This is a genomic window from Pseudomonas sp. P4_C3, from assembly GCF_056402075.1.
In genome coordinates, this window is sequence record NZ_JBFUIC010000013.1 from 1 (window position 1) to 21,413 (window position 21,413).

Consider the following 21,413-nt stretch of genomic DNA (forward strand, 5'->3'; position numbering starts at 1 on the left):
CGTCATAGCTCGGTACAAAGGTGTCCTTGCCGATCATCCGCAAGAAGCGCGGGGCAGACAGACCGCCCAACTGATGTCCGCGTTTTTTCAGAAAGGTCCAGAGCCCGACGATATCGGTCACCGGCCAATCGGCGATCAGCGCGCCGAAGCTGCCCTTTTCATGGGCCACGTCCAGTATGAACTGCGCATTGCGCGGCACACTCTTGAGCTTGCCCAGGTGACGGATGATCCGCGTGTCCTGCATCAGCCGCTCCAGGTGTTCGGCGCTCATCAGCACGACTTTCTCCGGGTCGAACTTGAAGAACACTTCTTCGAAGGCCGGCCACTTGGCATCCACCAGGCTGTGCTTTAGCCCGGCGCGGAATACCCGTAGCGCCATCATCGAGAGGTAGCGATCGTCGCTGATCTTGCGCAGTTGCGCGGGAGTCTTGGGAACGGGCAGGTGGGCTTCCAGTTCAGCCGCTGAACCGAAACGGTTCAAGCAGTACTCGTTCAGCCACTTGTAGTCGCGCATGCCCTCTCCTGGAGGTTGAAACAATAAACAAATGTAGGAGTGAGCCTGCTCGCGATCGCGGTTAGTCATTCAACATTGATGTCGACTGAAGTCGAACAGGTTGCGGTCCGCCAGTTGTGACGGGATCACGTTCTGCAGGCTGCGGAAAATGCTCTCGGTACGGCCCGGGGTCTTGCGCTCCCAGTCCAGCAGCATTTCCTTGACCACCTGACGCTGCAGGTTTTCCTGGGAGCCACAGAGGTTGCACGGGATGATCGGGAATTGCTTGAAGTCCGAGTAGGCCTGGATGTCTTTTTCGTTGCAGTAGGCCAGCGGGCGGATCACCACGTTACGGCCATCGTCGGCGCGCAACTTCGGTGGCATGGCCTTGAGCGAACCGTTGAAGAACATGTTCAGGAAGAACGTTTCGACGATGTCGTCGCGGTGGTGACCGAGGGCCATCTTGGTCGCGCCGATTTCGTCGGCGAAGGTGTAGAGCGTTCCGCGACGCAGACGCGAGCACAGCGAGCAGGTGGTCTTGCCTTCCGGGATGAGCTCCTTGACCACCGAGTAAGTGTCTTTCTCGACGATGTGGTACTCGATACCCAGTTCTTTGAGGTAGGCCGGCAGCACGTGCTCCGGGAAGCCCGGCTGCTTCTGGTCCATGTTCACGGCCACGATCTCGAACTTGATCGGCGCGACCTTCTGCAAGTGCATCAGCACGTCGAGCATGGTGTAGCTGTCCTTGCCACCGGACAGGCAGACCATGACCTTGTCGCCGTCTTCAATCATGTTGAAATCGGCAACCGCCTCACCGGCCTGTCGGCGAAGGCGCTTTTGCAGTTTGTTCTGGTTGACCGTGAGAGTGCCCATGACGCGAAATCCGTGAGGTGTGACGAAAGGCCGGCATTTTACGCAAAAAATCGACCTGTAGGAGCTGCCGAAGGCTGCGATCTTTTGATTTTGATCTTCGGTGGCGCTGAAATGGCCAAAGATCAAAAGATCGCCCGAGGGCGGACCGAGCCTTCGGCAGCTCCTACAGACGCAACCGCGATTAGGCCTGGGGTTTACAGCGCGATTTGCTCTAAAGCCCCTACTTCCTCTAGGGAAACTCATCCCTATACTGCGACATAAGGTCACATACAAATTCAGACCTATGACTTGCTTGGCCGCATTGGCCCGTAGGCGCTCCACTGGGGGGCGACGGTAAAACAAGAGGAGTGACTGGCATGATCCATCACGTAGTGGGGCTCTTCACCCACCCTGACCAAGAATGGAAAGAAATCCGTGGCGATCAGGAGGAAAGCATCAGCCACATGTACCTGACCCATACGCTGATCCTGGCGGCGATCCCCGCCGTGTCTGCCTTTATTGGCACCACACAGGTCGGCTGGGTCATCGGCAATCGACCTCCCGTAATGCTGACCGTAGAAAGCGCGATATGGATGACGATCATGTCGTACCTGGCGATGCTCGGCGGTGTCGCGGTAATGGGCGCATTCATTCACTGGATGGCCCGCACCTATGACGCCAACCCAAGCCTGGCCCGCTGCATTGCGTTTGCAACCTACACCGCTACACCGCTGTTCATCGGCGGCCTCGCCGCCTTGTACCCGCACTTGTGGCTGGGGATGATCGTCGGCACCGCCGCCATCTGCTACACGGTGTACTTGCTGTACGTGGGCTTGCCGACATTCATGAACATTCCATCTGACGAGGGCTTCCTGTTTTCAAGTTCGGTGCTCGCCGTAGGCCTGGTGGTGCTGGTCGCCATCATGGCGTTCACCGTGATTGTCTGGGGACTCGGCGTGGGGCCGGTCTATACCAGTTAGCCGCTCATCACTGATAATCAGAAACGACCGACACAGGCCGCCGCAAGGCGGCCTTTTCATTCTTCAGCAACGAGCAGACACACAACCATTCGGCACCTTGGCGATTCGCAAGGCCCGAGGGTTGCGGCATACTCGACGTCTCTGGAGATCCATCAAGCATGCCCGAGCAACTCAATACCCGCGTCGAAGACTGTTTCCAACAAGCCGAATCCTTTTTCAAACGACCCTTCAAGCGACCCGTGGTGAGCCTCAAGCTGCGCGGGCAAAAAGCCGGTGTCGCGCATCTGCACGAAAACCTGCTGCGCTTCAATCCGCAGTTGTACCAGGAAAACACCGAAGACTTCCTCAAGCAGACCGTGGCCCATGAGGTCGCGCACCTGATCGCCCATCAGTTGTTCGGCGACCGCATTCAGCCCCATGGCGAAGAGTGGCAATTGATCATGCGCGGCGTGTACGAACTGCCGCCCAACCGCTGCCACACCTATGACGTCAAACGCCGCCGCGTGACCCGCTACATCTACAAATGCCCGTGCGCCGACAGCGACTTCCCGTTTTCCGCCCAGCGCCACAGCCTGGTTCGGCAAGGTCGGCGGTATTTGTGCCGGCGGTGTCGCAATACCCTGGTGTTCAGTGGGGAGATGCGGGTCGAGTAGTTGGATTTTCAGTGTTTGTGACGCCGCYATCGCGAGCAGGCTCGCTCCCACAGGGGATCTTTGGCGTGACACAAACCCAATGTGGGAGCGAGCCTGCTCGCGATGGCGGCCTGACAGGCACTAGAGAATCACCTTGGATCGCCGCAACTGTTCGATCCGCTCAATGCTAAACCCCAACTCCCCCAACACCTGATCCGTATGCTGCCCCAACGCCGCGCCAATATGCCGGGGCTCAGGCAAACCTTGCGAAAACTTCAGCGGACAAGCCATCTGTGACTGGGTCGAGCCATCGCCACGGGGCACATCGGTCACCAACTCCCGCGCCTGCAACTGCGGATGACTCAGCGCCTCCCCCAGGCTCAACACCGGCTCGACACAAGCATCCAGCTCCGCGAAAAGCGCGCACAACTCGGCAAAGTCATACTTTTCGAATTCGACCTTCAGCGCGGCTTTAAGCTGTTGCTGGTGCGCCGCAGACAGGCCGAGGCCGGCCAGTTCCTCAAGCCCCAACACCGCGCACAACTGTTTCATGAATGCCGGTTCCAGGCTGCCCACCGACAGCCAGCGCCCATCCCGGGATCGGTAGTAATCGTAAAAGCTGCCGCCATTGAGCACCTGGTCTTCCGGCCCCGGCTCGACGCCACAGGCCAGATACCCGGCACCTGCCAGCGCATTCAGGCTGAACGAGCAGTCGGTCATGCTGACATCCAGGTGCTGGCCCTGACCGGTTTGCTGTCGGGCAATGACCGCCGCCAGCAAGCCAATCACCCCGTGCAGCGAACCACCGGCAACATCCGCCACCTGCATGCCCAACGGCAGCGGCCCACTGTCGGCACGACCTGTGTAACTCGCCAGCCCGGACAGGGCCAGGTAGTTGATGTCATGGCCGGCGCGGTCCTTGTAGGGGCCGGTCTGGCCGTAGCCGGTGATCGACACATAAATCAATTTGGGATTGATCGCCTTCAGGGCTTCGTAGCCCAGGCCCAGACGCTCCATGACACCCGGGCGAAACTGCTCGAGCACAATGTCGTAGCCCTGTAGCAACGACCTGATCACCTCAAGGGCCTCAGGCTGTTTGAGGTCCAGGGCGAGGCTGCGTTTGTTGCGGTTGAGGTAGGCATGACTGGCTGACACGCCTTGATCATGGGGTGGCAACACTCGCAGCAGATCCATGCGCGTCGGTGATTCGATGCGCAGCACCTCGGCGCCCATGTCCGCCAGCAGCAACGAGGCGAACGGCCCCGGCAGCAGTGTCGAGAAATCCAGAACCTTGAGTGATGCCAGTGGACCGAGCATGAGCGTTCTCCCTTAACGATGCCCACAGCCTAGGCAGCCGATTGCTTTGCAGCAATCACCTTATACGCCACGCGCAGTGACCGTTACGCTCAATCGCCGGGCATGAAAAAACCCGCCGAAGCGGGTTTTTCATTACAACAAGGCTTACTTGGCGTTCGTCGGGGTTGCCCCTTCGACGTGGCCCAGAACATCGTCTTTAGGCTCGTCGGCAATGCCGCGACCGCCCGAAGCCAGCTCGGCTTGCAGCACGTCGGTGTCCAGTTCCTTGACCCACTTGGCCACGACGATAGTGGCAACGGCGTTACCGACCAGGTTGGTCAGGGCACGGGCTTCGGACATGAAGCGGTCGATGCCGAGGATCAGCGCCAGGCCGGCAACCGGCAGGTGGCCCACGGCGGACAGGGTCGCAGCCAGTACGATGAAACCCGAACCGGTCACACCGGCGGCGCCTTTGGAGGACAGCAACAACACCACCAGCAGGGTGATCTGGTGCGTGATGTCCATGTGGGTGTCAGTTGCCTGGGCAATGAACACGGCCGCCATGGTCAGGTAGATCGCGGTACCGTCGAGGTTGAACGAGTAGCCGGTCGGGATCACCAGGCCTACCACGGATTTCTTCGCGCCCAGACGCTCCATCTTGACCAGCATGCGTGGCAGCACCGATTCCGAAGAAGAAGTACCGAGCACGATCAGCAGTTCTTCACGGATGTAGCGGATCATCTTCAGCACGCTGAAGCCATGCATGCGAGCGATGGAGCCCAGCACGATCAGAATGAACAGCAGGCAAGTGATGTAGAAGCACGCCATCAGTTGACCCAGTTGCACCAGCGAGCCGACACCGTAGGCACCGATGGTGAACGCCATGGCACCGAAGGCACCGATCGGCGCGAGCTTCATGATCATGTTGATGATGTTGAACATCACATGGGCGAAGCGATCGATGAAGTCCAGCAGCGGCTTGCCGTAGGCACCCAGGCGATGCAGGGCGAAACCGAAGATCACCGAGAACATCAGCACTTGCAGGATGTCGCCCGTGGCGAATGCGCCAACGATGGTGGCCGGGATCACGTTGAGGAGGAAGCCGATGACACTTTGATCAGCACCAGCCGCTACGTAGGTAGCGACTTTGGAGGCATCCAGGGTGCTTACGTCGATGTGCATGCCAGCACCTGGCTGCACGACGTTGACCACGACCAGACCCACCAGCAAAGCGATGGTCGAAACGATTTCAAAGTAAAGGAGTGCGTAACCGCCAGTCTTGCCGACCGCTTTCATGTCCTGCATGCCGGCGATACCGCTGACGACGGTGCAGAAGATGATCGGGGCGATGATCATTTTGATCAGTTTGATGAACCCGTCACCCAGCGGCTTTACCGCCACACCGAGCTGCGGATAGAAGTGACCGAGCAAAATACCGATGACAATTGCAACGATCACCTGGAAATACAGGGATTTGTACAGTGGCTGACGAGTCGTCATTGCAAAGTTCCTCAAGGGTGCCCGGTGACAACATCCATCTGTTGCCCGCAACACCGCAATTGCGAACCCTCCTGCACTGGAGGGATTTGTTTTTTCGAGCTGCGCAACGGCAGGCATCTGCACGTTGTATCGCAAGGCCCGTGCCACCTTCCGTAAAATCCCTGCAAGCCTGTTGATCTCTGGGGTTGCAGCGAATCCCTGTCACCGAACGGTTACAAACATGTGGCGGATTTCCGCCCTTCAATTAAAAGTCGTCCTGCTATTTGGCGGATATCCGCCCTGTTCATGCCCACGGTGCGCAGCTAACATCCGTCGATCAACGGTCAGATCTGCTGCCATGCGCGAACGCACCATCGCCAGTCATTTCGCCCGCGCTGCCCTTGGTGGTGCGCGTCGGCACGGCTACGACTATTGCGGCGTGCTACAACAACTGGGGATCAGCCCCGAGTTACTGGACGAGCCCCGGGCACGCATCGCGCCTGAGCAATTCACCCAACTGATCCAGGCGTTATGGCTGGCGCTGGACGACGAGTACCTGGGGTTCGGGCAAGCCCCAAGCAGGCCGGGCAGCTTCGCGATGATGTGCCATGCCGTGATTCACTGTCGCAACCTGGATAAGGCACTCAATCGCGGCTTATTGTTTTATAGCCTATTCCCCGGGGCTCCGCGTTTGACCCTGAGCCGAGAAGATGAATGGGTGCGCCTGAGCCTGGACGATTCGCAACTCTGGGACCCGGACCATTTCCTCAGCGAAAGCCTGCTGGTGATCTGGCACCGTTTCGGCAGCTGGCTGATCGGCCAGCGTATTCGCCTGGAACAGGCCTCGTTCAGCTACCCCCGGCCCGAACACGGCGCCGAGTACGACCTGTTGTTTTCCTGTCCGCTTGAGTTTTCAAGGCCCCAGAGCAGCCTGTTGTTTCACAGCCGCTACCTGGCCATGCCGCTGTTGCAGGACGAACGCACCCTCAAGCATTTCCTCGAGCGCTCCCCCGCCGACCTGCTCTCGCGTCCGGATGACGGCGACAGTTTGAGCAGCCGCCTGCGGCGCTTGCTCAGTCGCGACAGTTCACGCTGGCCCGACCTGGAAGCCGTGGCCGCCCACCTGCACATCAGTCCGCAGACCTTGCGCCGGCATTTGCGGGAAGAGGGTTCGAGCTTTCAGGAATTGAAGGACCAGTTGCGCCGGGACATCGCGATTTATCACCTGAGCCGCGCTGACCTGTCGTTGCAACAGATCGCCGAGCAGCTGGGGTTTTCCGAACCGTCGGCGTTTCACCGGGCGTTCAAGAAGTGGACGGGGCTGACACCGGGGGCTTATCGGGCGCAGGAACACTGAGGTTCAAGGCTGAATTTTTTGGTGTCTTCACTGGCCTCTTCGCGGGCAAGCCCGCGAAGAGGCTCGAAAGAACACTATCAAACCTCAGGTCAAACCACCGGAAAAAGAATCCGGAACGCCGCACCGCCCATCGGTGAATCACCCAAGGTCAGCTTGGCGCTGTAGCTCTCGATGATGTCCTTGACCACCGCCAGGCCGATGCCCTGCCCCGGGTGCTGGCGATCCAGACGCTCTCCGCGCTCGAGAATCCGTGCGCGCTGATTTTGTGGTACGCCGGGGCCGTCGTCCTCGACACACAACTCGGTGCCGCTGAGAGTTTCACGCACACTGATGCGTATTTCGCCCAGGCACAGGCGATAGGCGTTTTCCAGCAAATTGCCCATCATCTCCAATAGAGCGCCTTGCTCGATCGGTACGTAACACGGGTCGGGCAAATCGAACGCGACGTGCACGCGCTTGTCGCGATAGACCTTGTCCAGTGTGTCGCACAGGCTTTTCAGTACCGGGTGCAAGCGCACCTGATGACGTACCAGACCGCTTTTGCGCAGGCTGGCGCGCTGCAATTGGTAGCTGATCTGCTGGCTCATGCGTTCGATCTGGGTTTGCAACACCCAGGCCTGATCGCGATCCTCAGGACGCTGGGCCAGGTCTTCACTGACGCCTTGCAACACCGCCAGCGGCGTTTTCAGGCTATGTGCCAGGTCATCGAGGGAATCACGGTAGCGACTGCGCTGCTCACGTTCACTGTGCAGCAAACGGTTGAGAGAACCGGTCAGGCGCAACAATTCACGGGGATGTTCCTCACTGAGGCTTTCGCGGGTGCCACCTTCGATCTGGTCCAGTTCCTGGCTCAAGCGCCGCAATGCCTGCAAGCCCCAGGTCAGTCCGATCCACAGCAACGCCAGCAGCACCAGCAGTGCCGCGCCAAAACCCAGATAAAGATTTTCCCGCAAGCCTTCGAGGGTCAGTTCGTACTCGCGAACCGGCTGCAGCGCCACGATGCTGAAGGCTGCACTTTTACCGCCGAGCAACTTGACCTCGACGTCGTAGACGAAGAACTCCTGGCCATTGGCTTCGCGGATCCGCGCAAACTCGTTGCCACGCCCGTCGTAGCGCGGCTTGTAATTGATGCGTTCTTCCTGGGTCGCCTTCGAACGCCAGACCAGATGCCCTTCACGGTCATAGATGTAGCCAAGCAGTCGGCTGTCGGTGAGGTTGAAGCGTTCGTCAGGCAATTGCGCCGGCATCTGCAGACTGTTGTTCTCCACCCGTGCGGCAGAGATCAGCGTGGTCACGTCCGAAGCCAGACGCTGCTCGATGGAGTCCTGCAACGCCAGGCTGAAGGCACCTTGCATCGCCGGCAGCAGCGCCAGCATGAACAACACCGCCAACAGCGTGGCAGCGAGCATCAAGCGAATGCGCAGCGAACGGATCAAGTGCAACGCTCATTGAACAGGTAGCCCAGGCCGCGCACGGTGTCGATCGGTTTGAACCCGCCCGGCCCCTCCAGTTTGCGGCGCAGACGGCCGACCAGCACCTCGATCACATTCGGATCGCGCTCGTCGTCATCCGGGTAGAGCTGTTCCATCAAGCGGTCCTTGGGCACCACTTGCTGGTGATGGCGCATCAGGTATTCGAGGATGCGGTACTCATACGCGGTCAGTGCCAGCGGCTGTTCGTCGAGGGACGCCTGCTTACGGTTCAGGTCCAGCAGCAACGGGCCAGCAACGATGGTCGACTGGGTAAATCCGCTGGAGCGGCGCAACAAGGCATTCAGGCGGGCCTCCAGTTCTTCGAACTGAAACGGCTTGACCACGTAATCGTCGGCGCCGGCGGCCAGGCCTTCGACCTTGTCCTGCCAGTTGCCGCGCGCGGTGAGGATCAGTATCGGGAAGGTTTTGCCGCTTGAGCGCAACTGGCGGATCAGGTCGAGCCCGCTCATGCCCGGCAGTCCGAGGTCGATCACCGCCAGGTCAAAGTTGAACTGCGCGGTCTGGTACAGCGCCTCCTCGGCGTTAGCCACCGACTCGACCACGTGGCCGCTTTCCGTCAGGCGGGTTTTCAGGTGATGACGCAGCAGCGCTTCATCTTCGACGACCAGCAGTTTCATAACGCTCTCCCGGGCAAATCAACATCTCCAAAAGCACAACGTCTCACCTCAATAGCTAACATGGCAACGGTCACTGTAGGAGCGAGCTYGCTCCGGGCGGCGATCCGACGAAGACGGCGGCACAGTCAACATTGATGTTGCCTGACACACCGCTTTCGTCGGATCGCCGCCCGGAGCRAGCTCGCTCCTACAGGTTTCGCGTTGGCGCATGCCCTTGTTAGAAAGCGTAGTTGGCGGACAGGTAAGTCTGGGCGCTGCTGGTCAGGTCCAGCGAACCCTGCTTGTTGCCACCGCGCTCGCTCATCTCAGTGCTGGCGTTGCTACGCAGGTAACGGTAACCCAGTTCAACCGAGGTGTTCTGCGAAACCTGTTGCAACACACCCGCCTGACCACCGATGGCGTAGCCAATATTGCTGTCGCGGCTGAAGCCCGGCGATTCCTGAGTCATTTTGGTCAGGCCGGCCGTGGCACCACCGAACAGCCTGGTGCTGCCGCCCACCGGGTAAAACAGATCGTAGCTGCCCAGGAGGTTTTCCTGACGCAGTTTAATGCCGTTGTGCGAGCCCGATACATTGTCGTATGTGGCGTAGTAGCGGCCCTTGGTATTTTGCTGGCCCAGACGAACACCCCAGGTAGTGTCCTTGCCGATCACGCCATCGGCGTTCGGGTGATTGAGGTTGTCGTTCAGGGCGTGGGACTTTTTGACCTTGTCGCTGGTCTGTCCAAGAGTAAGGCTGGCGAAGTTGTCGTCGGACGCGAAGGCTGCGGAGCTTGCGCCCAGAACCGTGATTGCCAGAAGCAGTTTTTTGAATGCAGTCATTGGGGAGTTACCTCATGTGCCGTTTGTTTTTTGGGTACGGGGCAAGGTTACGCAGCGGGTCCTGAACTCCCCCTGAACGCACTCTGAACCTGGGCTGAACCGCCCTTTCCCGAATGTTTCGACACGTTTCAACAGGAGTTTCGACCATGCGCATGTTCTTCGCCGTCCTCCTACTGGCCTTGTGCGGGCTCAGCCAGGCCGCCATCCAGACCCGGGAAATCCCCTACCAAAGTGCCGACGGCACGAAAATGATCGGCTATTACGCCTATGACGATGCGATCAAGGGCCCGCGCGCCGGGGTCGTGGTGGTGCATGAGTTCTGGGGCCTGAACGAGTACGCCAAGCGCCGCGCCCGGGATCTCGCCAGCCTGGGCTACAGCGCCCTGGCCATTGACATGTACGGTGATGGCAAAAATACCGAGCACCCCAAAGACGCCATGGCGTTCATGCAAGCCGTGGCAAAAGACAGTGCCGTGTCGAGCGCGAGGTTTCAGGCCGGGCTCGACCTGCTGAAAAAACAACCGCAAACCGATCCGCATAAAATCGCCGCCATCGGCTACTGCTTCGGTGGTGGCGTGGTGCTCAACGCCGCAAGACAGGGCGTGCCATTGGCAGGCGTGGTGAGTTTCCATGGCGCCTTGGCGACCAACACGCCGGCAACGCCAGGCAGCGTCAAGGCGAAGATCCTTGTGGAACACGGGTCGCTGGACAGCATCGTCACCCCGGAAAACATCACGGCTTTCAAGAACGAGATGGACAAGGCCGGCGCCGACTACAAATTCGTCAGCCTCGACGGCGCCAGGCACGGCTTCACCAACCCGGATGCCGACCGGCTAAGCCATGGCGATCATGGCGGGCCGGACATCGGCTACAACAAGGCCGCGGATGAAAAATCCTGGGCGGACATGCAGGCGTTTTTCAAGAAGATCTTCAGCTGAGCCGGTAGACCGCTTCGCGAGCAGGCTCGCTCCCACAGGAATTGTGCAGCGACACAAATCCACTGTGTGCGAGCCTGCTCGCRAAGGCAGCAAACCCGATCTGAAGCTTTGCACTACCCAGTCCCAAGGCAACCCGGCAAAATGCCCCCCATGAATTCAGCCCCCGCCCTGCCCGTCTGCTGCACGCCCCTCGATGACCATTGGCCGCTGCCGTTTGTGCTGCCCGATACGGTCCTGTTGAGCACTCACTTCGATAGCGCCCGACTGGCCAGCGATGACTTTCAGCGCAGCGCTGTCGAAGCGCCGGCGAGCATCCAGCGCTCGGTCGCCAAACGACAGGCAGAGTTTCTCGCCGGGCGGGTGTGTGCCCGGGCTGCGTTACAGCGGCTCGAAGGTTTGAGCTTCATTCCGGCCATCGGTGAAGACCGGGCACCGGTCTGGCCTGCTCATATCACTGGCTCGATCACCCACAGCACTGGCCGGGCCGCGGCGATCGTGGCGAACAAAAGCCATTGGCGCGGCCTGGGCATGGATCTGGAAAACCTGCTCAATGCCGAACGGGCCGAACGCCTGGCCGGGGAAATCCTCAACCCGCCGGAGCTACAGCGCATGGCGGCCGGTGATCACGATCAACGGGCGTTGCTGGTCACCCTGACGTTCTCGGTCAAGGAAAGCCTGTTCAAGGCGCTCTATCCGATCGTTCAGCAACGTTTTTACTTCGAACACGCCGAAGTGCTGGAATGGCGTGAGTCGGGTGAGGTGCGGTTGCGATTGCTTACTGATTTGTCCAGCGAATGGCGCAACGGCACCGAGCTGGATGCGCAGTTCGGGGTCAAGGATGGGCAGTTGTTGAGCGTGGTCAGCATCAAGGCCTGAGGTTTATTGGCGCCCATTCGGGCCCCATCGCGAGCAAGCTCGCTCCCACAGGGATTTGTGGCGTGACATAGATCCAGTGTGGGAGCGAGCYTGCTCGCGATGGGGTCCTATCAGACAACACAAGGCTCAACGCTTCTCCTGATTGCGCGGCCAACTCAGACTGAAGCACGCCCCGCCCAGGCTCTTGCTCTTGCCAATCAATGCCCGCCCGCCATGCCAATGGATGATTCGCCGCACGATCGACAACCCCAATCCATGCCCGCCTGACGCCCGGGTGCGGCTGTCGTCGAGTCGCAGGAACGGCGTGAAGATCTTCTCCCACGCCGACTCCGGCACACCCGGCCCGTCATCCTCGATATCCACCCGGCATCGCTGCTGCCCCACCTGATAACTGATAGTCACCCGTGATTGCGCATGACGCATAGCGTTGCTCACCAGGTTCTGGATCGCCCGGTGCAGATAACGCGGTTCGGCCTCGACCCAGGCGTCGTCGTTATCGGCCGCCGACAGGCACAACCCCCGCTGCACCGTGACATCGGCACGCAATGGCGCCAGCTCTTCGATCACCTGATTGACCAAGGCATCCAGATCGATCCGCTGAAAGTTCAGCGCCGGCGAACCCTGTTCGAGCCGCGCGTAGGTCAGCATCTCGTCCACCAACCGGTCGAGATCCTCGATGTCGTGGTCCATGCCCTGGCAGTATTTTTCCAGGGCTTGCGGCGTGGTGGCCGAACCGATCATCTCCAGGCCAAAGCGCAGGCGGGCCACCGGCGTGCGCAATTCGTGGGACACCGCGCGCACCAGTTCGCGCTGGATCGCCAGCAACTGCTGCAAGTGCTCGGCCATACCGTTGAACGCCGACGCCAACCGCCCCACAGAATCCGCGCCGCGCGCAGGCACGCGGGTTTCCAGACTGCCCTTGGCGATGCGCGTGGCGGCGGCCTCGAGGCCACGCAAGCGGCGCTCCAGCTGACGCACCAGCAGATAAACGATCAAGCCGATCAGCGTCAGGCCCAGCGCGGCGATCAGCACCAGCCATTCCGGCGGATAAGGATTCATCTGATACAACGGGCCGATTTCCAGGACCCACGGCGTGCCGACCATGCCAGCAAATACCCGGATCGAATCGCCGCCCTTGCCCAACGCCATCACAGTGTCGCCCTCGGACACCCGGCGGCGCTGGTCTTCGTCCATGTCCGCCTCGTCAACCGTGACCAGGCGCAGGTCGAAGCCGAAGCCCTTGCTTTCCTTTAATTGCGCCAGGCGCAAGGGCTGGTCGGCTACCGGGGTGCGCACCAGTTCATCGGTCAACAGGTAGATGGTCGCCCGGGCCAGTTGCTCGCTGATCTGCTGCACTTCCCCGGTGAGCATCAACTGTTCCTTGTCGCTCACCAGCTTGTATACCTTCGCCGCGTGCGGCCCGGTCTGTTCCACCAATGCCTGGCCACGCAACACACGGGTGCGCTGGGCCAGGTCGAGGTCGGTCCCGGCAAAGGTTTTCAGCGCCAGCGGAATCCCCAGCAGCCGCTCCCACACCAGCAAGGCCCGGTGGCGCTCGGTCTGGTTCATCGGTTGCAGGTTGTCGGCCATCAGCGTGAATGTGCCGTGGGCCAGACGCTCGCGGTATTGCTCGCTGCGCACCTGATTGAGCAGGTGCAACGCCAGCACACCGAGCACCGCCACCAGAATCAGCGCGGCGCACATGCCGCCATAGATACGCAGGAAGATCGAGTTCACAGGGTCTGGTCTACGCAAGCCTCGGGAACGAACAGATAGCCTTTGCTGCGCACGGTCTTGATCAGCCGCGGATGCTCCGGGTCATCGCCGATCTTCGGGCGGATGCGCGAGATGCGCACATCGATGGAGCGGTCCTGACCGTCATAGCCGATGCCCCGCAGCGCAGTGAAGATCTCCTCCCGGGAGAGGATGCGCCCGGCATTGGCCACCAACAGCCAGAGCAAGTCGAATTCGGCGCTCGTCAGCTCGATGCCGTTGCCCTGCAACCAGGCTTCGCGCAAGGCGTTGTCGACGATCAGCGGGCCGAACTGTAGACGCCGCTGTTTTTCCGGGGCGGCTTCGGGTGCTTCACTGCGACGCAGCAAGGCCTGGATGCGCGCCAGCAACAGACGCGGGCGTACCGGCTTGCAGACGTAGTCGTCAGCGCCGAGGTCCAGGCCAAGAATCTGGTCAGTGTCATCGGTGCGGGCGGTGAGCATCAGGATCGGGCCGTCATAGCGGGCGCGGACCTTGCGGCAAATGCTCAGGCCATCTTCGCCGGGGAGCATCAGGTCGAGGATCACCAGGTCCGGTTGTTCCTTGATGATGCGGTTCGCAGCGAGTGCACCATCGCCTTCGATCGATACACGCAGGCCATTGGCTTCCAGGTAATCGCGGGTCAGTTCAGCCAGTCGCTGGTCGTCCTCCACAATCAATACCTGCCAGGCTTCTTGCTCCACGGGTGACCTCTGCTTGCCAAAAACACCAATAAGGAAGGATCCGCCCGTCTTTTTTGTAATGATTCGGGGGGACAAATATGTATACACGCTGGGCCGATTGTATAAACGCCGCCCGTCGAGAACACAAGCAGGTAAATGCGTTCGGACGAAGCGGTTTTTTGTGATAGGGTTCGCGCCCTTAAAAATCCGATCGAGCGTTTTCGATCGTAGAAAATCCCTGAAAAAAGGTCCGGTCCAGCAGTGTCGCGGCCTACACGCCGGTTCCCTCTTTCACACACAATTTACGCACAGGTTTATCCACAGGTAGTACGTTGCAATCCCCCCCTAAAACGCATTATCTTGTAGCCCGGCGCTAAAAAAACCCTAGATATAGGGTTTTGCGCGAAAAACCAAACACAAACCAGACACCAATTTCAAGCGCTTTTACTGCCTCTGTCCGGTTGAACCAAACGTATTTTCGAAAGACCAAACCGCGCATGCGGATGGCTACTGTATTTCGGCCCAGAGTGGTGAAAACGGTACGGGTGTTGCAGTCCCAACTGTCACCTGCAAAGGACCAAGGTTTCAGGCCCAAGGCGTGAGACCAAAGACTTCGGCATGGAAGCGGCGCTCGATAAAGCCCCCTTCCTACTGTCCCGAAGTCGTTATGCCCGGCGCTCGCCGGTTGTAGTGCTTCAGGACGGAACGGTGGGCACCGTGATGGTGCCCAAACAAACATAGAGAATGTGGAGACACTCCCCCATGCAAACCGACACAACTCGCGAGAACCCGCAGGGCACCTTGCCGCAGGCCGCTGATTCGAATTCGGATCTGTCCGCCACCGCGCCTGGCCAACTGCGCGTGATCAAGCGTAACGGCACTGTCGTTCCCTACACCGATGACAAAATCACCGTCGCCATCACCAAAGCGTTCCTCGCAGTTGAAGGCGGCACCGCTGCTGCCTCGTCGCGAATCCACGACACTGTTGCCCGCCTGACCGAACAGGTCACCGCGACCTTCAAGCGTCGCATGCCATCGGGCGGCACCATCCACATCGAAGAAATCCAGGACCAGGTCGAACTGGCCCTGATGCGTGCCGGCGAGCAGAAAGTCGCTCGCGACTACGTGATCTACCGTGACGGTCGTTCGAAAGAACGCGCTGCCCACGCACCGGCCGAGGAAGCGGTCAACGCTCACCCGTCGATCCGCATCACCCGTGCCGACGGCAGCCTGGCGCCACTGGACATGGGCCGCCTGAACACCATCGTCACCGAAGCGTGCGAAGGCCTGGAAGAAGTCGACGGCGACCTGATCCAGCGCGAAACCCTGAAGAACCTGTACGACGGCGTGGCCCTGAACGATGTCAACACCGCCCTGGTGATGACCGCCCGTACCCTGGTTGAACGCGAGCCGAACTACTCGTTCGTGACCGCGCGCCTGCTGATGGACACCCTGCGCGGCGAAGGCCTGGGTTTCCTCGGCGTCGCCGAAAGCGCCACCCACCACGAAATGGTCGACCTGTACGCCAAGGCGCTGCCGGCCTACATCGCCAAAGGTATCGAGTTCGAACTGCTGAACCCTGTGCTGGCCACCTTCGACCTGGAAAAACTGGGCAAGGCGATCAACCACGAGCGCGACCAGCAATTCACCTACCTGGGCCTGCAGACCCTGTACGACCGTTACTTCATCCACAAGGATGGCGTGCGTTTCGAACTGCCGCAGATCTTCTTCATGCGTGTGGCCATGGGCCTGGCAATCGAAGAGAAGCACAAAGAAGACCGCGCGATCGAGTTCTACAACCTGCTGTCGTCCTTCGACTACATGGCTTCGACTCCGACCCTGTTCAACGCCGGTACCCTGCGTCCACAGCTGTCGAGCTGCTACCTGACCACCGTGCCGGATGACCTGTCGGGCATCTACCACGCGATCCACGACAACGCCATGCTGTCGAAATTCGCTGGCGGCCTGGGCAACGACTGGACACCGGTGCGTGCGCTGGGTTCGTACATCAAGGGCACCAACGGCAAGTCCCAGGGCGTCGTGCCGTTCCTGAAAGTAGTGAACGACACCGCCGTAGCGGTTAACCAGGGCGGCAAGCGCAAAGGCGCTGTATGTGCCTACCTGGAAACCTGGCACATGGACATCGAAGAGTTCATCGAGCTGCGCAAGAACACCGGTGATGACCGTCGTCGTACCCACGACATGAACACCGCCAACTGGATCCCGGACCTGTTCATGAAGCGCGTCTTCGATGACGGCAAGTGGACCCTGTTCTCGCCGTCCGAAGTACCGGACCTGCACGACCTGACCGGCAAGGCCTTCGAAGAGCGCTACGAGTACTACGAAGCCCTGACCGAGTACCCGGGCAAGGTCAAGCTGTTCAAGACCATCCAGGCCAAAGACCTGTGGCGCAAGATGCTGTCCATGCTGTTCGAAACCGGCCACCCGTGGCTGACCTTCAAGGACCCGTGCAACCTGCGCAGCCCGCAGCAGCACGTCGGCGTGGTCCACAGCTCGAACCTGTGCACCGAGATCACCTTGAACACCAACAAGGACGAGATCGCCGTTTGCAACCTGGGCTCGATCAACCTGCCGAACCACGTCGTGGGCGGCAAGCTGGACACCGCCAAGCTGCAACGCACCGTGAACACCGCCGTGCGCATGCTCGATAACGTGATCGACATCAACTACTACTCGGTGCCGCAAGCGCAGAACTCCAACTTCAAGCACCGTCCGGTCGGCCTGGGCATCATGGGCTTCCAGGACGCGCTGTACCTGCAGCACATCCCTTACGGTTCCGATGCTGCCGTCGAGTTCGCCGACAAGTCGATGGAAGCGGTCAGCTACTACGCGATCCAGGCGTCCTGCGACCTGGCCGATGAGCGTGGCTCGTACGAGACCTTCAACGGTTCGCTGTGGTCCAAAGGCATCCTGCCGCTGGATTCGCAACAGATCCTGATCGAAGCCCGTGGCCAGAAGTACATCGATGTCGACCTGAACGAATCCCTGGACTGGGCACCGGTTCGCGCCCGTGTACAGAAAGGCATTCGTAACTCCAACATCATGGCCATCGCACCGACCGCGACCATCGCCAACATCACTGGCGTTTCGCAGTCGATCGAACCGACCTACCAGAACCTGTATGTGAAATCGAACCTGTCGGGCGAATTCACCGTGATCAACCCGTACCTGGTTCGCGACCTGAAGGCTCGCGGCCTGTGGGATTCGGTCATGATCAACGACCTGAAGTACTACGACGGTTCGGTGCAGCAGATCGAGCGCATCCCGCAAGAACTCAAAGAGCTCTACGCGACTGCCTTCGAAGTGGACACCAAGTGGATCGTCGACGCGGCAAGCCGTCGTCAGAAGTGGATCGACCAGGCTCAGTCGCTGAACCTGTACATCGCTGGCGCTTCGGGCAAGAAGCTGGACGTGACCTACCGCATGGCCTGGTACCGTGGTCTGAAAACCACCTACTACCTCCGTGCCCTGGCCGCGACCAGCACCGAGAAGTCGACCATCAACACCGGTAAGCTGAACGCTGTTTCCAGCGGCGGCAACCACGGTGACGACTCGGTCCTGGCAGCGCCTGCCGGTCCTGCTCCAGTGCCGAAGGCTTGCGCCATCGACGAGCCGGATTGCGAAGCTTGCCAATAAGCTGAGCTGGTAAGCGTCGCAAGGCGCTTACTCGAAACCCCCGATCAGCCTCTGGCGGGTCGGGGGTTTTCTTTTGCCTGTAAGAAATTAGTGGCTGGACTGGCCTCATCGCGAGCAAGCTCGCTCCCACAGGGGACCGAGTCTTTCCAGATAAACACCATCAACTGTGGGAGCGAGCTTGCTCGCGATGAGGCCATCACCTCCGACACAAAACCTCAGGCCACAAAAAAGCCCCTCTTTCGAGGGGCTCCCTGCACAGCACTTTCCAGCATCAAGCCATCTGAATGATGGTCTGCATGATGGTGCTCTGGGTGGAGATGGTCTTGGCGTTCGCCTGGTAGTTGCTCTGCGCCTTGATCAGGTCGACCAGTTCGTTGGTCAGGTTGACGTTGGACTCTTCCAGGGAGTTGGAAACGATCGAACCCAGGGTGCCAGTCTCCGGCGCATCGTAGCCCGGGATGCCCGACGCGTAGGTTTCCTTCCAGCTGGTGCCGCCGACCGGCTGCAGGCCTTGTTCGTTGGTGAAGCTGGCCAGGGAGATCTGGCCGATCGGCTTGGTCTGGTTGTTGCTGAAGTTGGCCAGCAACACACCGCTGCCGTCGATGGTCAGGTTGGTGATCTGGCCAGTGGCGTAACCGTTCTGCGCCGGAATCGAACGCGCGGTGTCGGCGTTGAACTGGGTGGTGTTGGCCATGGCGATGGTCAATCCAGCCGGATCGGCTGCGGCGCCGTTGGCTGTCCAGACGCCATTGGTGACACTGCCCGGGGTCCAATTGGTGATTTTCAGGTCACTGCTGATCACCGAAGTCGGTGGCGTGGTTGGCGGCGTCACCGGCGTGCTGACCGAGGTCAGTTTGCCGGTGGAATCGAACGACATGGTCGAAGCAACCGGCGCGGTAACGGTAGGATCACTGCCATCCGGGTTGCGACCATCGATCAGCGTGTAGGTGTCCCATGTGTTCGCTGCAGTCTTGACCATGTATTGATCCATGGTGTGCTGGTTACCCTGAGTATCGAAGATCGGGGTACTGAACGACTTGGTAAAGGTCTCGGTCTTGGACGGGTCGAACTTGTTCGCCGCAACCGTCTGGTCGATCACCGCCGAGGTGGAGTTCAGGTTGATCGTCGACGACACGGTGCTGGTGGATTTCGGTGCCAGGTTGGAGGTGTCGATGCGCAGGTCGGTCAGCACGCCATTGACGATCTTGCCGTTGGCATCCACACCGTAACCTTGCAGGCGGGCCGTACCGTCGCTGTTGGTGACGTAGCCTTCCTTGTCGGTCTTGAATGTACCGGCACGGGTGTAGGTCAGCGAACCGTTGTTGCTCAGGACAAAGAAACCGTTGCCCTGGATACCCATGTCGAGCACGTTACCCGTGTTGCTTACGTCACCCTGGCCGAACTGCTGGGAAACGTTGGCCAGGCGCACGCCGTTGCCGACGGTCTTGCTGCCGGTGCCCAGGCGGGTCGCCGAGTACACGTCTTCGAATTCTGCACGGGACGATTTGAAACCGGTGGTCGCGACGTTGGCGATGTTGTTGCCGGTCACGTCCAGTTGTTTGTTGGCTGCATAGAGACCGCTAAGGCCGATATTGAAAGACATCATCCACTCCTTTGTGCCGTGTTAGTCGGCTCTACATACCAATGGTTTGTACTTTGGACAGGGCAACGCTGCCCAGCCCGGCCAGATTGAGCATCAACTCACCGCCGGTCTGGCTGATGGTCACGCTGTTGACGGTCGCCGGCAGGTTGGTGATCAACGCGACGGACTGGCCATCGATCGTGCTCGTGGCGCCGAAGGTGTAGGTGCCCGCAGGTACCGTCTCACCCGCATCGTTCTTGCCGTCCCAGATGAAGCTGGCGTTGCCGGCCTTCTGCGAACCGAGGTCGATGGTGCGCACGGTCTTACCATCGGCGTCGGTGATCTTCAGGGTGGCGGACACCACCGAAGACGGAACCACCACCGTGCCACTGAGGCTCTTGGTGGTATCGACCACAGCCTTGTCGCCCGGCGCGATGACCGAACGGCCCACCAGCGACGACGCCTGCAAGGCCTGGGACGAGTTGTAGTTGCTGGCCAGGCCGCTCACGGTGTTGTTGAGCGTGGTGATGCCTTCCAGGCTGCTGAACTGCGCCAACTGGGCCACGAACGCGCCATTGTCCTGGGGCTCCAGCGGGTTCTGGTTTTTCAGCTGGGTCACCAGCAACTGCAGGAACGCATCCTTGCCCAGGGCCTTGTTGCCCGTGGCGCTGCCGGTTGCCGACGCGAGGCCGTCAGTCGTGGCGTTGGTCTTGATCGAGGAATTGGCCAGGATATCGTTGAGGCTCAAACCGCTGGTGGAATCGGTAACACTCATCTGAGTCGTCCCTTATCACTGACCGAGGGTCAGGACCTTCTGCATCATGGTCTTGGCGGTGTTCATCATTTCGGCGTTGGTCTGGAACGAACGGCTCGCAGAAATCATGTCGGCCATTTCTTCAACCACGTTGACGTTCGGGTAGTAGACGTAGCCCTTGGCATCGGCCGCCGGATGGTTCGGCTCGTAGCGCGCCTCGAGGTTGCTCTGGTCTTCGACCACACCCAGCACCTGCACGCCCTGACCGGCGGCATCCTGGTTCTGGAACAGCGAGTCGCTGCCGCCGCTCTGGCCGCCCTGGAACATGGTGGCGAACACTGGATGACGCGCGCGGTAGGTCTGGTCGATGCTCGACGAAACCGTCTCGGCGTTGGCGATGTTCGAAGCGACGGTGTTCAAACGCGTGGTCTGCGCACTCATGCCGCTACCGGCAATGTTGAAAACACTGGATAGAGACATGGCTTACTCTCCGCGCAGGGCTGATACCAGCCCTTTGAATTTGCTGTTGAGCAGGGTGAAGCTGGCCTGGAAGCCGATCGCGTTTTGCGCGTAGTTCGACTGTTCCAGCTGGGCGTCCACGGTGTTCTGGTCGATCGACGGTTGCATCGGCGTGCGATACAGCAACGACTCGTCGCCATTGCCCAGGCCTTCAGCCTCGATGTGACGGCTGTTGGTCATGTTCAGGGCGAAGGTGCCGCTTTTGGTTTTCTCGTTCTGCTCGGCGAGCACTTTCGAGAAGTCCAGGTCCCGAGCCTTGTAGTTCGGGGTATCGGCGTTGGCGATGTTGTTGGCCAGGACTTCGGCACGCTGGGCGCGGAAGCCCAGGGCTTGTTCGTGGATACCGAGCGCTTTATCGAAGCTGATGCTCATGTCGGGAAACCTTCGGGTGACCTGATTTTTCGTAGGATCAACTTAGCAAGCCCCATGCCAATTCAAAAAAGCCCGGAAACCGGGGCTTTGCCGGCCATGGCAACGCGGCAATGCCAGAAAAGCGGCAACGGTTTTCCGCCGCATGCCGCTTTTCTGCCGCCTGGCACACGTTCCAGGGCACCACCGAACCCTGTGGGAGCGAGCTTGCTCGCGATTGCGGTGTGTCAGGTAAAGCTGAACTCGAATGTCAGGACGCTATCG

At 60.0% G+C, this 21,413-nt stretch carries 19 protein-coding genes; 6 read left to right on the plus strand and 13 right to left on the minus strand.

Going from position 1 to position 21,413, the window contains the following annotated elements; all coding sequences use genetic code 11:
- Positions 1-514 (minus strand): DNA-3-methyladenine glycosylase I (locus tag AC1DVH_RS04705; RefSeq protein ID WP_477752824.1); only part of this gene is annotated, 514 nt, incomplete at its 3' end.
- 69 nt (positions 515-583) lie between these two features.
- The gene (ttcA, locus tag AC1DVH_RS04710; protein WP_477752825.1) at positions 584-1,366 is read right to left on the minus strand and encodes a tRNA 2-thiocytidine(32) synthetase TtcA; all 783 of its coding nucleotides are present in this window, start codon (positions 1,364-1,366) and stop codon (positions 584-586) included.
- 356 nt (positions 1,367-1,722) lie between these two features.
- Here ttcA and AC1DVH_RS04715 point away from each other — a divergent pair, with 356 nt between their 5' ends.
- Both AC1DVH_RS04715 and AC1DVH_RS04720 read left to right on the plus strand, forming a co-directional pair.
- The gene (locus AC1DVH_RS04715; RefSeq protein WP_008051494.1) at positions 1,723-2,325 is read left to right on the plus strand and encodes a Yip1 family protein; all 603 of its coding nucleotides are present in this window, start codon (positions 1,723-1,725) and stop codon (positions 2,323-2,325) included.
- Positions 2,326-2,483: 158 nt separating this feature from the next.
- Positions 2,484-2,978 (plus strand): SprT family zinc-dependent metalloprotease, encoded by a 495-nt coding sequence (locus AC1DVH_RS04720; RefSeq protein ID WP_477752826.1) that lies wholly within the window; start codon positions 2,484-2,486, stop codon positions 2,976-2,978.
- Positions 2,979-3,098: 120 nt separating this feature from the next.
- On the opposite strand, the gene AC1DVH_RS04725 is transcribed toward AC1DVH_RS04720, so the two are convergent.
- Both AC1DVH_RS04725 and AC1DVH_RS04730 read right to left on the minus strand, forming a co-directional pair.
- Positions 3,099-4,274, minus strand: a complete 1,176-nt coding sequence (locus AC1DVH_RS04725) for a CaiB/BaiF CoA transferase family protein (protein ID WP_477752827.1) — start codon at positions 4,272-4,274, stop codon at positions 3,099-3,101.
- Between the two features lie 144 nt (positions 4,275-4,418).
- The gene (locus AC1DVH_RS04730; RefSeq protein ID WP_477752828.1) at positions 4,419-5,753 is read right to left on the minus strand and encodes a dicarboxylate/amino acid:cation symporter; all 1,335 of its coding nucleotides are present in this window, start codon (positions 5,751-5,753) and stop codon (positions 4,419-4,421) included.
- A 337-nt stretch (positions 5,754-6,090) separates the two neighbouring features.
- Here AC1DVH_RS04730 and AC1DVH_RS04735 point away from each other — a divergent pair, with 337 nt between their 5' ends.
- Positions 6,091-7,089 carry an AraC family transcriptional regulator gene (locus AC1DVH_RS04735; protein ID WP_477752829.1) on the plus strand — a complete coding sequence of 333 codons (999 nt, stop codon included), beginning with the start codon at positions 6,091-6,093 and terminating at the stop codon, positions 7,087-7,089.
- Positions 7,090-7,178: 89 nt separating this feature from the next.
- Here the strand turns inward: AC1DVH_RS04735 and AC1DVH_RS04740 are convergent, their stop codons facing one another.
- The 3 genes from AC1DVH_RS04740 to AC1DVH_RS04750 all read right to left on the minus strand — a co-directional run bounded on the left by AC1DVH_RS04740 (position 7,179) and on the right by AC1DVH_RS04750 (position 10,019).
- Positions 7,179-8,525, minus strand: a complete 1,347-nt coding sequence (locus AC1DVH_RS04740) for an ATP-binding protein (protein ID WP_477752830.1) — start codon at positions 8,523-8,525, stop codon at positions 7,179-7,181.
- Positions 8,522-9,199, minus strand: a complete 678-nt coding sequence (locus tag AC1DVH_RS04745) for a response regulator transcription factor (protein WP_108215270.1) — start codon at positions 9,197-9,199, stop codon at positions 8,522-8,524. Before AC1DVH_RS04745 ends, AC1DVH_RS04740 begins: the two co-directional genes overlap by 4 nt.
- 217 nt (positions 9,200-9,416) lie before the next feature.
- Entirely contained in the window at positions 9,417-10,019 is a 603-nt protein-coding gene (locus tag AC1DVH_RS04750) for a hypothetical protein (RefSeq protein WP_477752831.1), read from the minus strand.
- Between the two features lie 146 nt (positions 10,020-10,165).
- Between AC1DVH_RS04750 and AC1DVH_RS04755 the strand changes: the two genes are divergently transcribed.
- Together AC1DVH_RS04755 and AC1DVH_RS04760 are read left to right on the plus strand one after the other, a co-directional pair.
- On the plus strand, positions 10,166-10,957 hold the full coding sequence (locus AC1DVH_RS04755) for a dienelactone hydrolase family protein (protein ID WP_477752832.1): 792 nt from the start codon (positions 10,166-10,168) through the stop codon (positions 10,955-10,957).
- Between the two features lie 150 nt (positions 10,958-11,107).
- Positions 11,108-11,833 carry a 4'-phosphopantetheinyl transferase family protein gene (locus AC1DVH_RS04760; protein ID WP_477752833.1) on the plus strand — a complete coding sequence of 242 codons (726 nt, stop codon included), beginning with the start codon at positions 11,108-11,110 and terminating at the stop codon, positions 11,831-11,833.
- Between the two features lie 126 nt (positions 11,834-11,959).
- On the opposite strand, the gene AC1DVH_RS04765 is transcribed toward AC1DVH_RS04760, so the two are convergent.
- Both AC1DVH_RS04765 and AC1DVH_RS04770 read right to left on the minus strand, forming a co-directional pair.
- Positions 11,960-13,570, minus strand: a complete 1,611-nt coding sequence (locus tag AC1DVH_RS04765) for an ATP-binding protein (protein ID WP_477752834.1) — start codon at positions 13,568-13,570, stop codon at positions 11,960-11,962.
- The gene (locus AC1DVH_RS04770; protein WP_477752835.1) at positions 13,567-14,289 is read right to left on the minus strand and encodes a response regulator; all 723 of its coding nucleotides are present in this window, start codon (positions 14,287-14,289) and stop codon (positions 13,567-13,569) included. Before AC1DVH_RS04770 ends, AC1DVH_RS04765 begins: the two co-directional genes overlap by 4 nt.
- Positions 14,290-15,030: 741 nt before the next feature.
- On the opposite strand from AC1DVH_RS04770, the gene AC1DVH_RS04775 reads away from it, so the two are divergent.
- Positions 15,031-17,925 (plus strand): ribonucleoside-diphosphate reductase subunit alpha, encoded by a 2,895-nt coding sequence (locus AC1DVH_RS04775; RefSeq protein WP_477752836.1) that lies wholly within the window; start codon positions 15,031-15,033, stop codon positions 17,923-17,925.
- 271 nt (positions 17,926-18,196) lie between these two features.
- Here the strand turns inward: AC1DVH_RS04775 and flgE are convergent, their stop codons facing one another.
- From flgE to flgB, 4 genes are read right to left on the minus strand one after another with little or no spacing between them, the layout of a single operon-like run.
- Entirely contained in the window at positions 18,197-19,528 is a 1,332-nt protein-coding gene (gene flgE, locus AC1DVH_RS04780; protein WP_477752837.1) for a flagellar hook protein FlgE, read from the minus strand.
- A 31-nt stretch (positions 19,529-19,559) separates the two neighbouring features.
- Entirely contained in the window at positions 19,560-20,282 is a 723-nt protein-coding gene (gene flgD, locus AC1DVH_RS04785) for a flagellar hook assembly protein FlgD (RefSeq protein ID WP_477752838.1), read from the minus strand.
- Positions 20,283-20,297: 15 nt separating this feature from the next.
- Positions 20,298-20,741 carry a flagellar basal body rod protein FlgC gene (flgC, locus tag AC1DVH_RS04790; RefSeq protein WP_007937507.1) on the minus strand — a complete coding sequence of 148 codons (444 nt, stop codon included), beginning with the start codon at positions 20,739-20,741 and terminating at the stop codon, positions 20,298-20,300.
- A gap of 3 nt (positions 20,742-20,744) precedes the next feature.
- On the minus strand, positions 20,745-21,152 hold the full coding sequence (gene flgB, locus AC1DVH_RS04795; protein WP_103397733.1) for a flagellar basal body rod protein FlgB: 408 nt from the start codon (positions 21,150-21,152) through the stop codon (positions 20,745-20,747).
- Between the last annotated feature and the right edge of the window lie 261 nt (positions 21,153-21,413).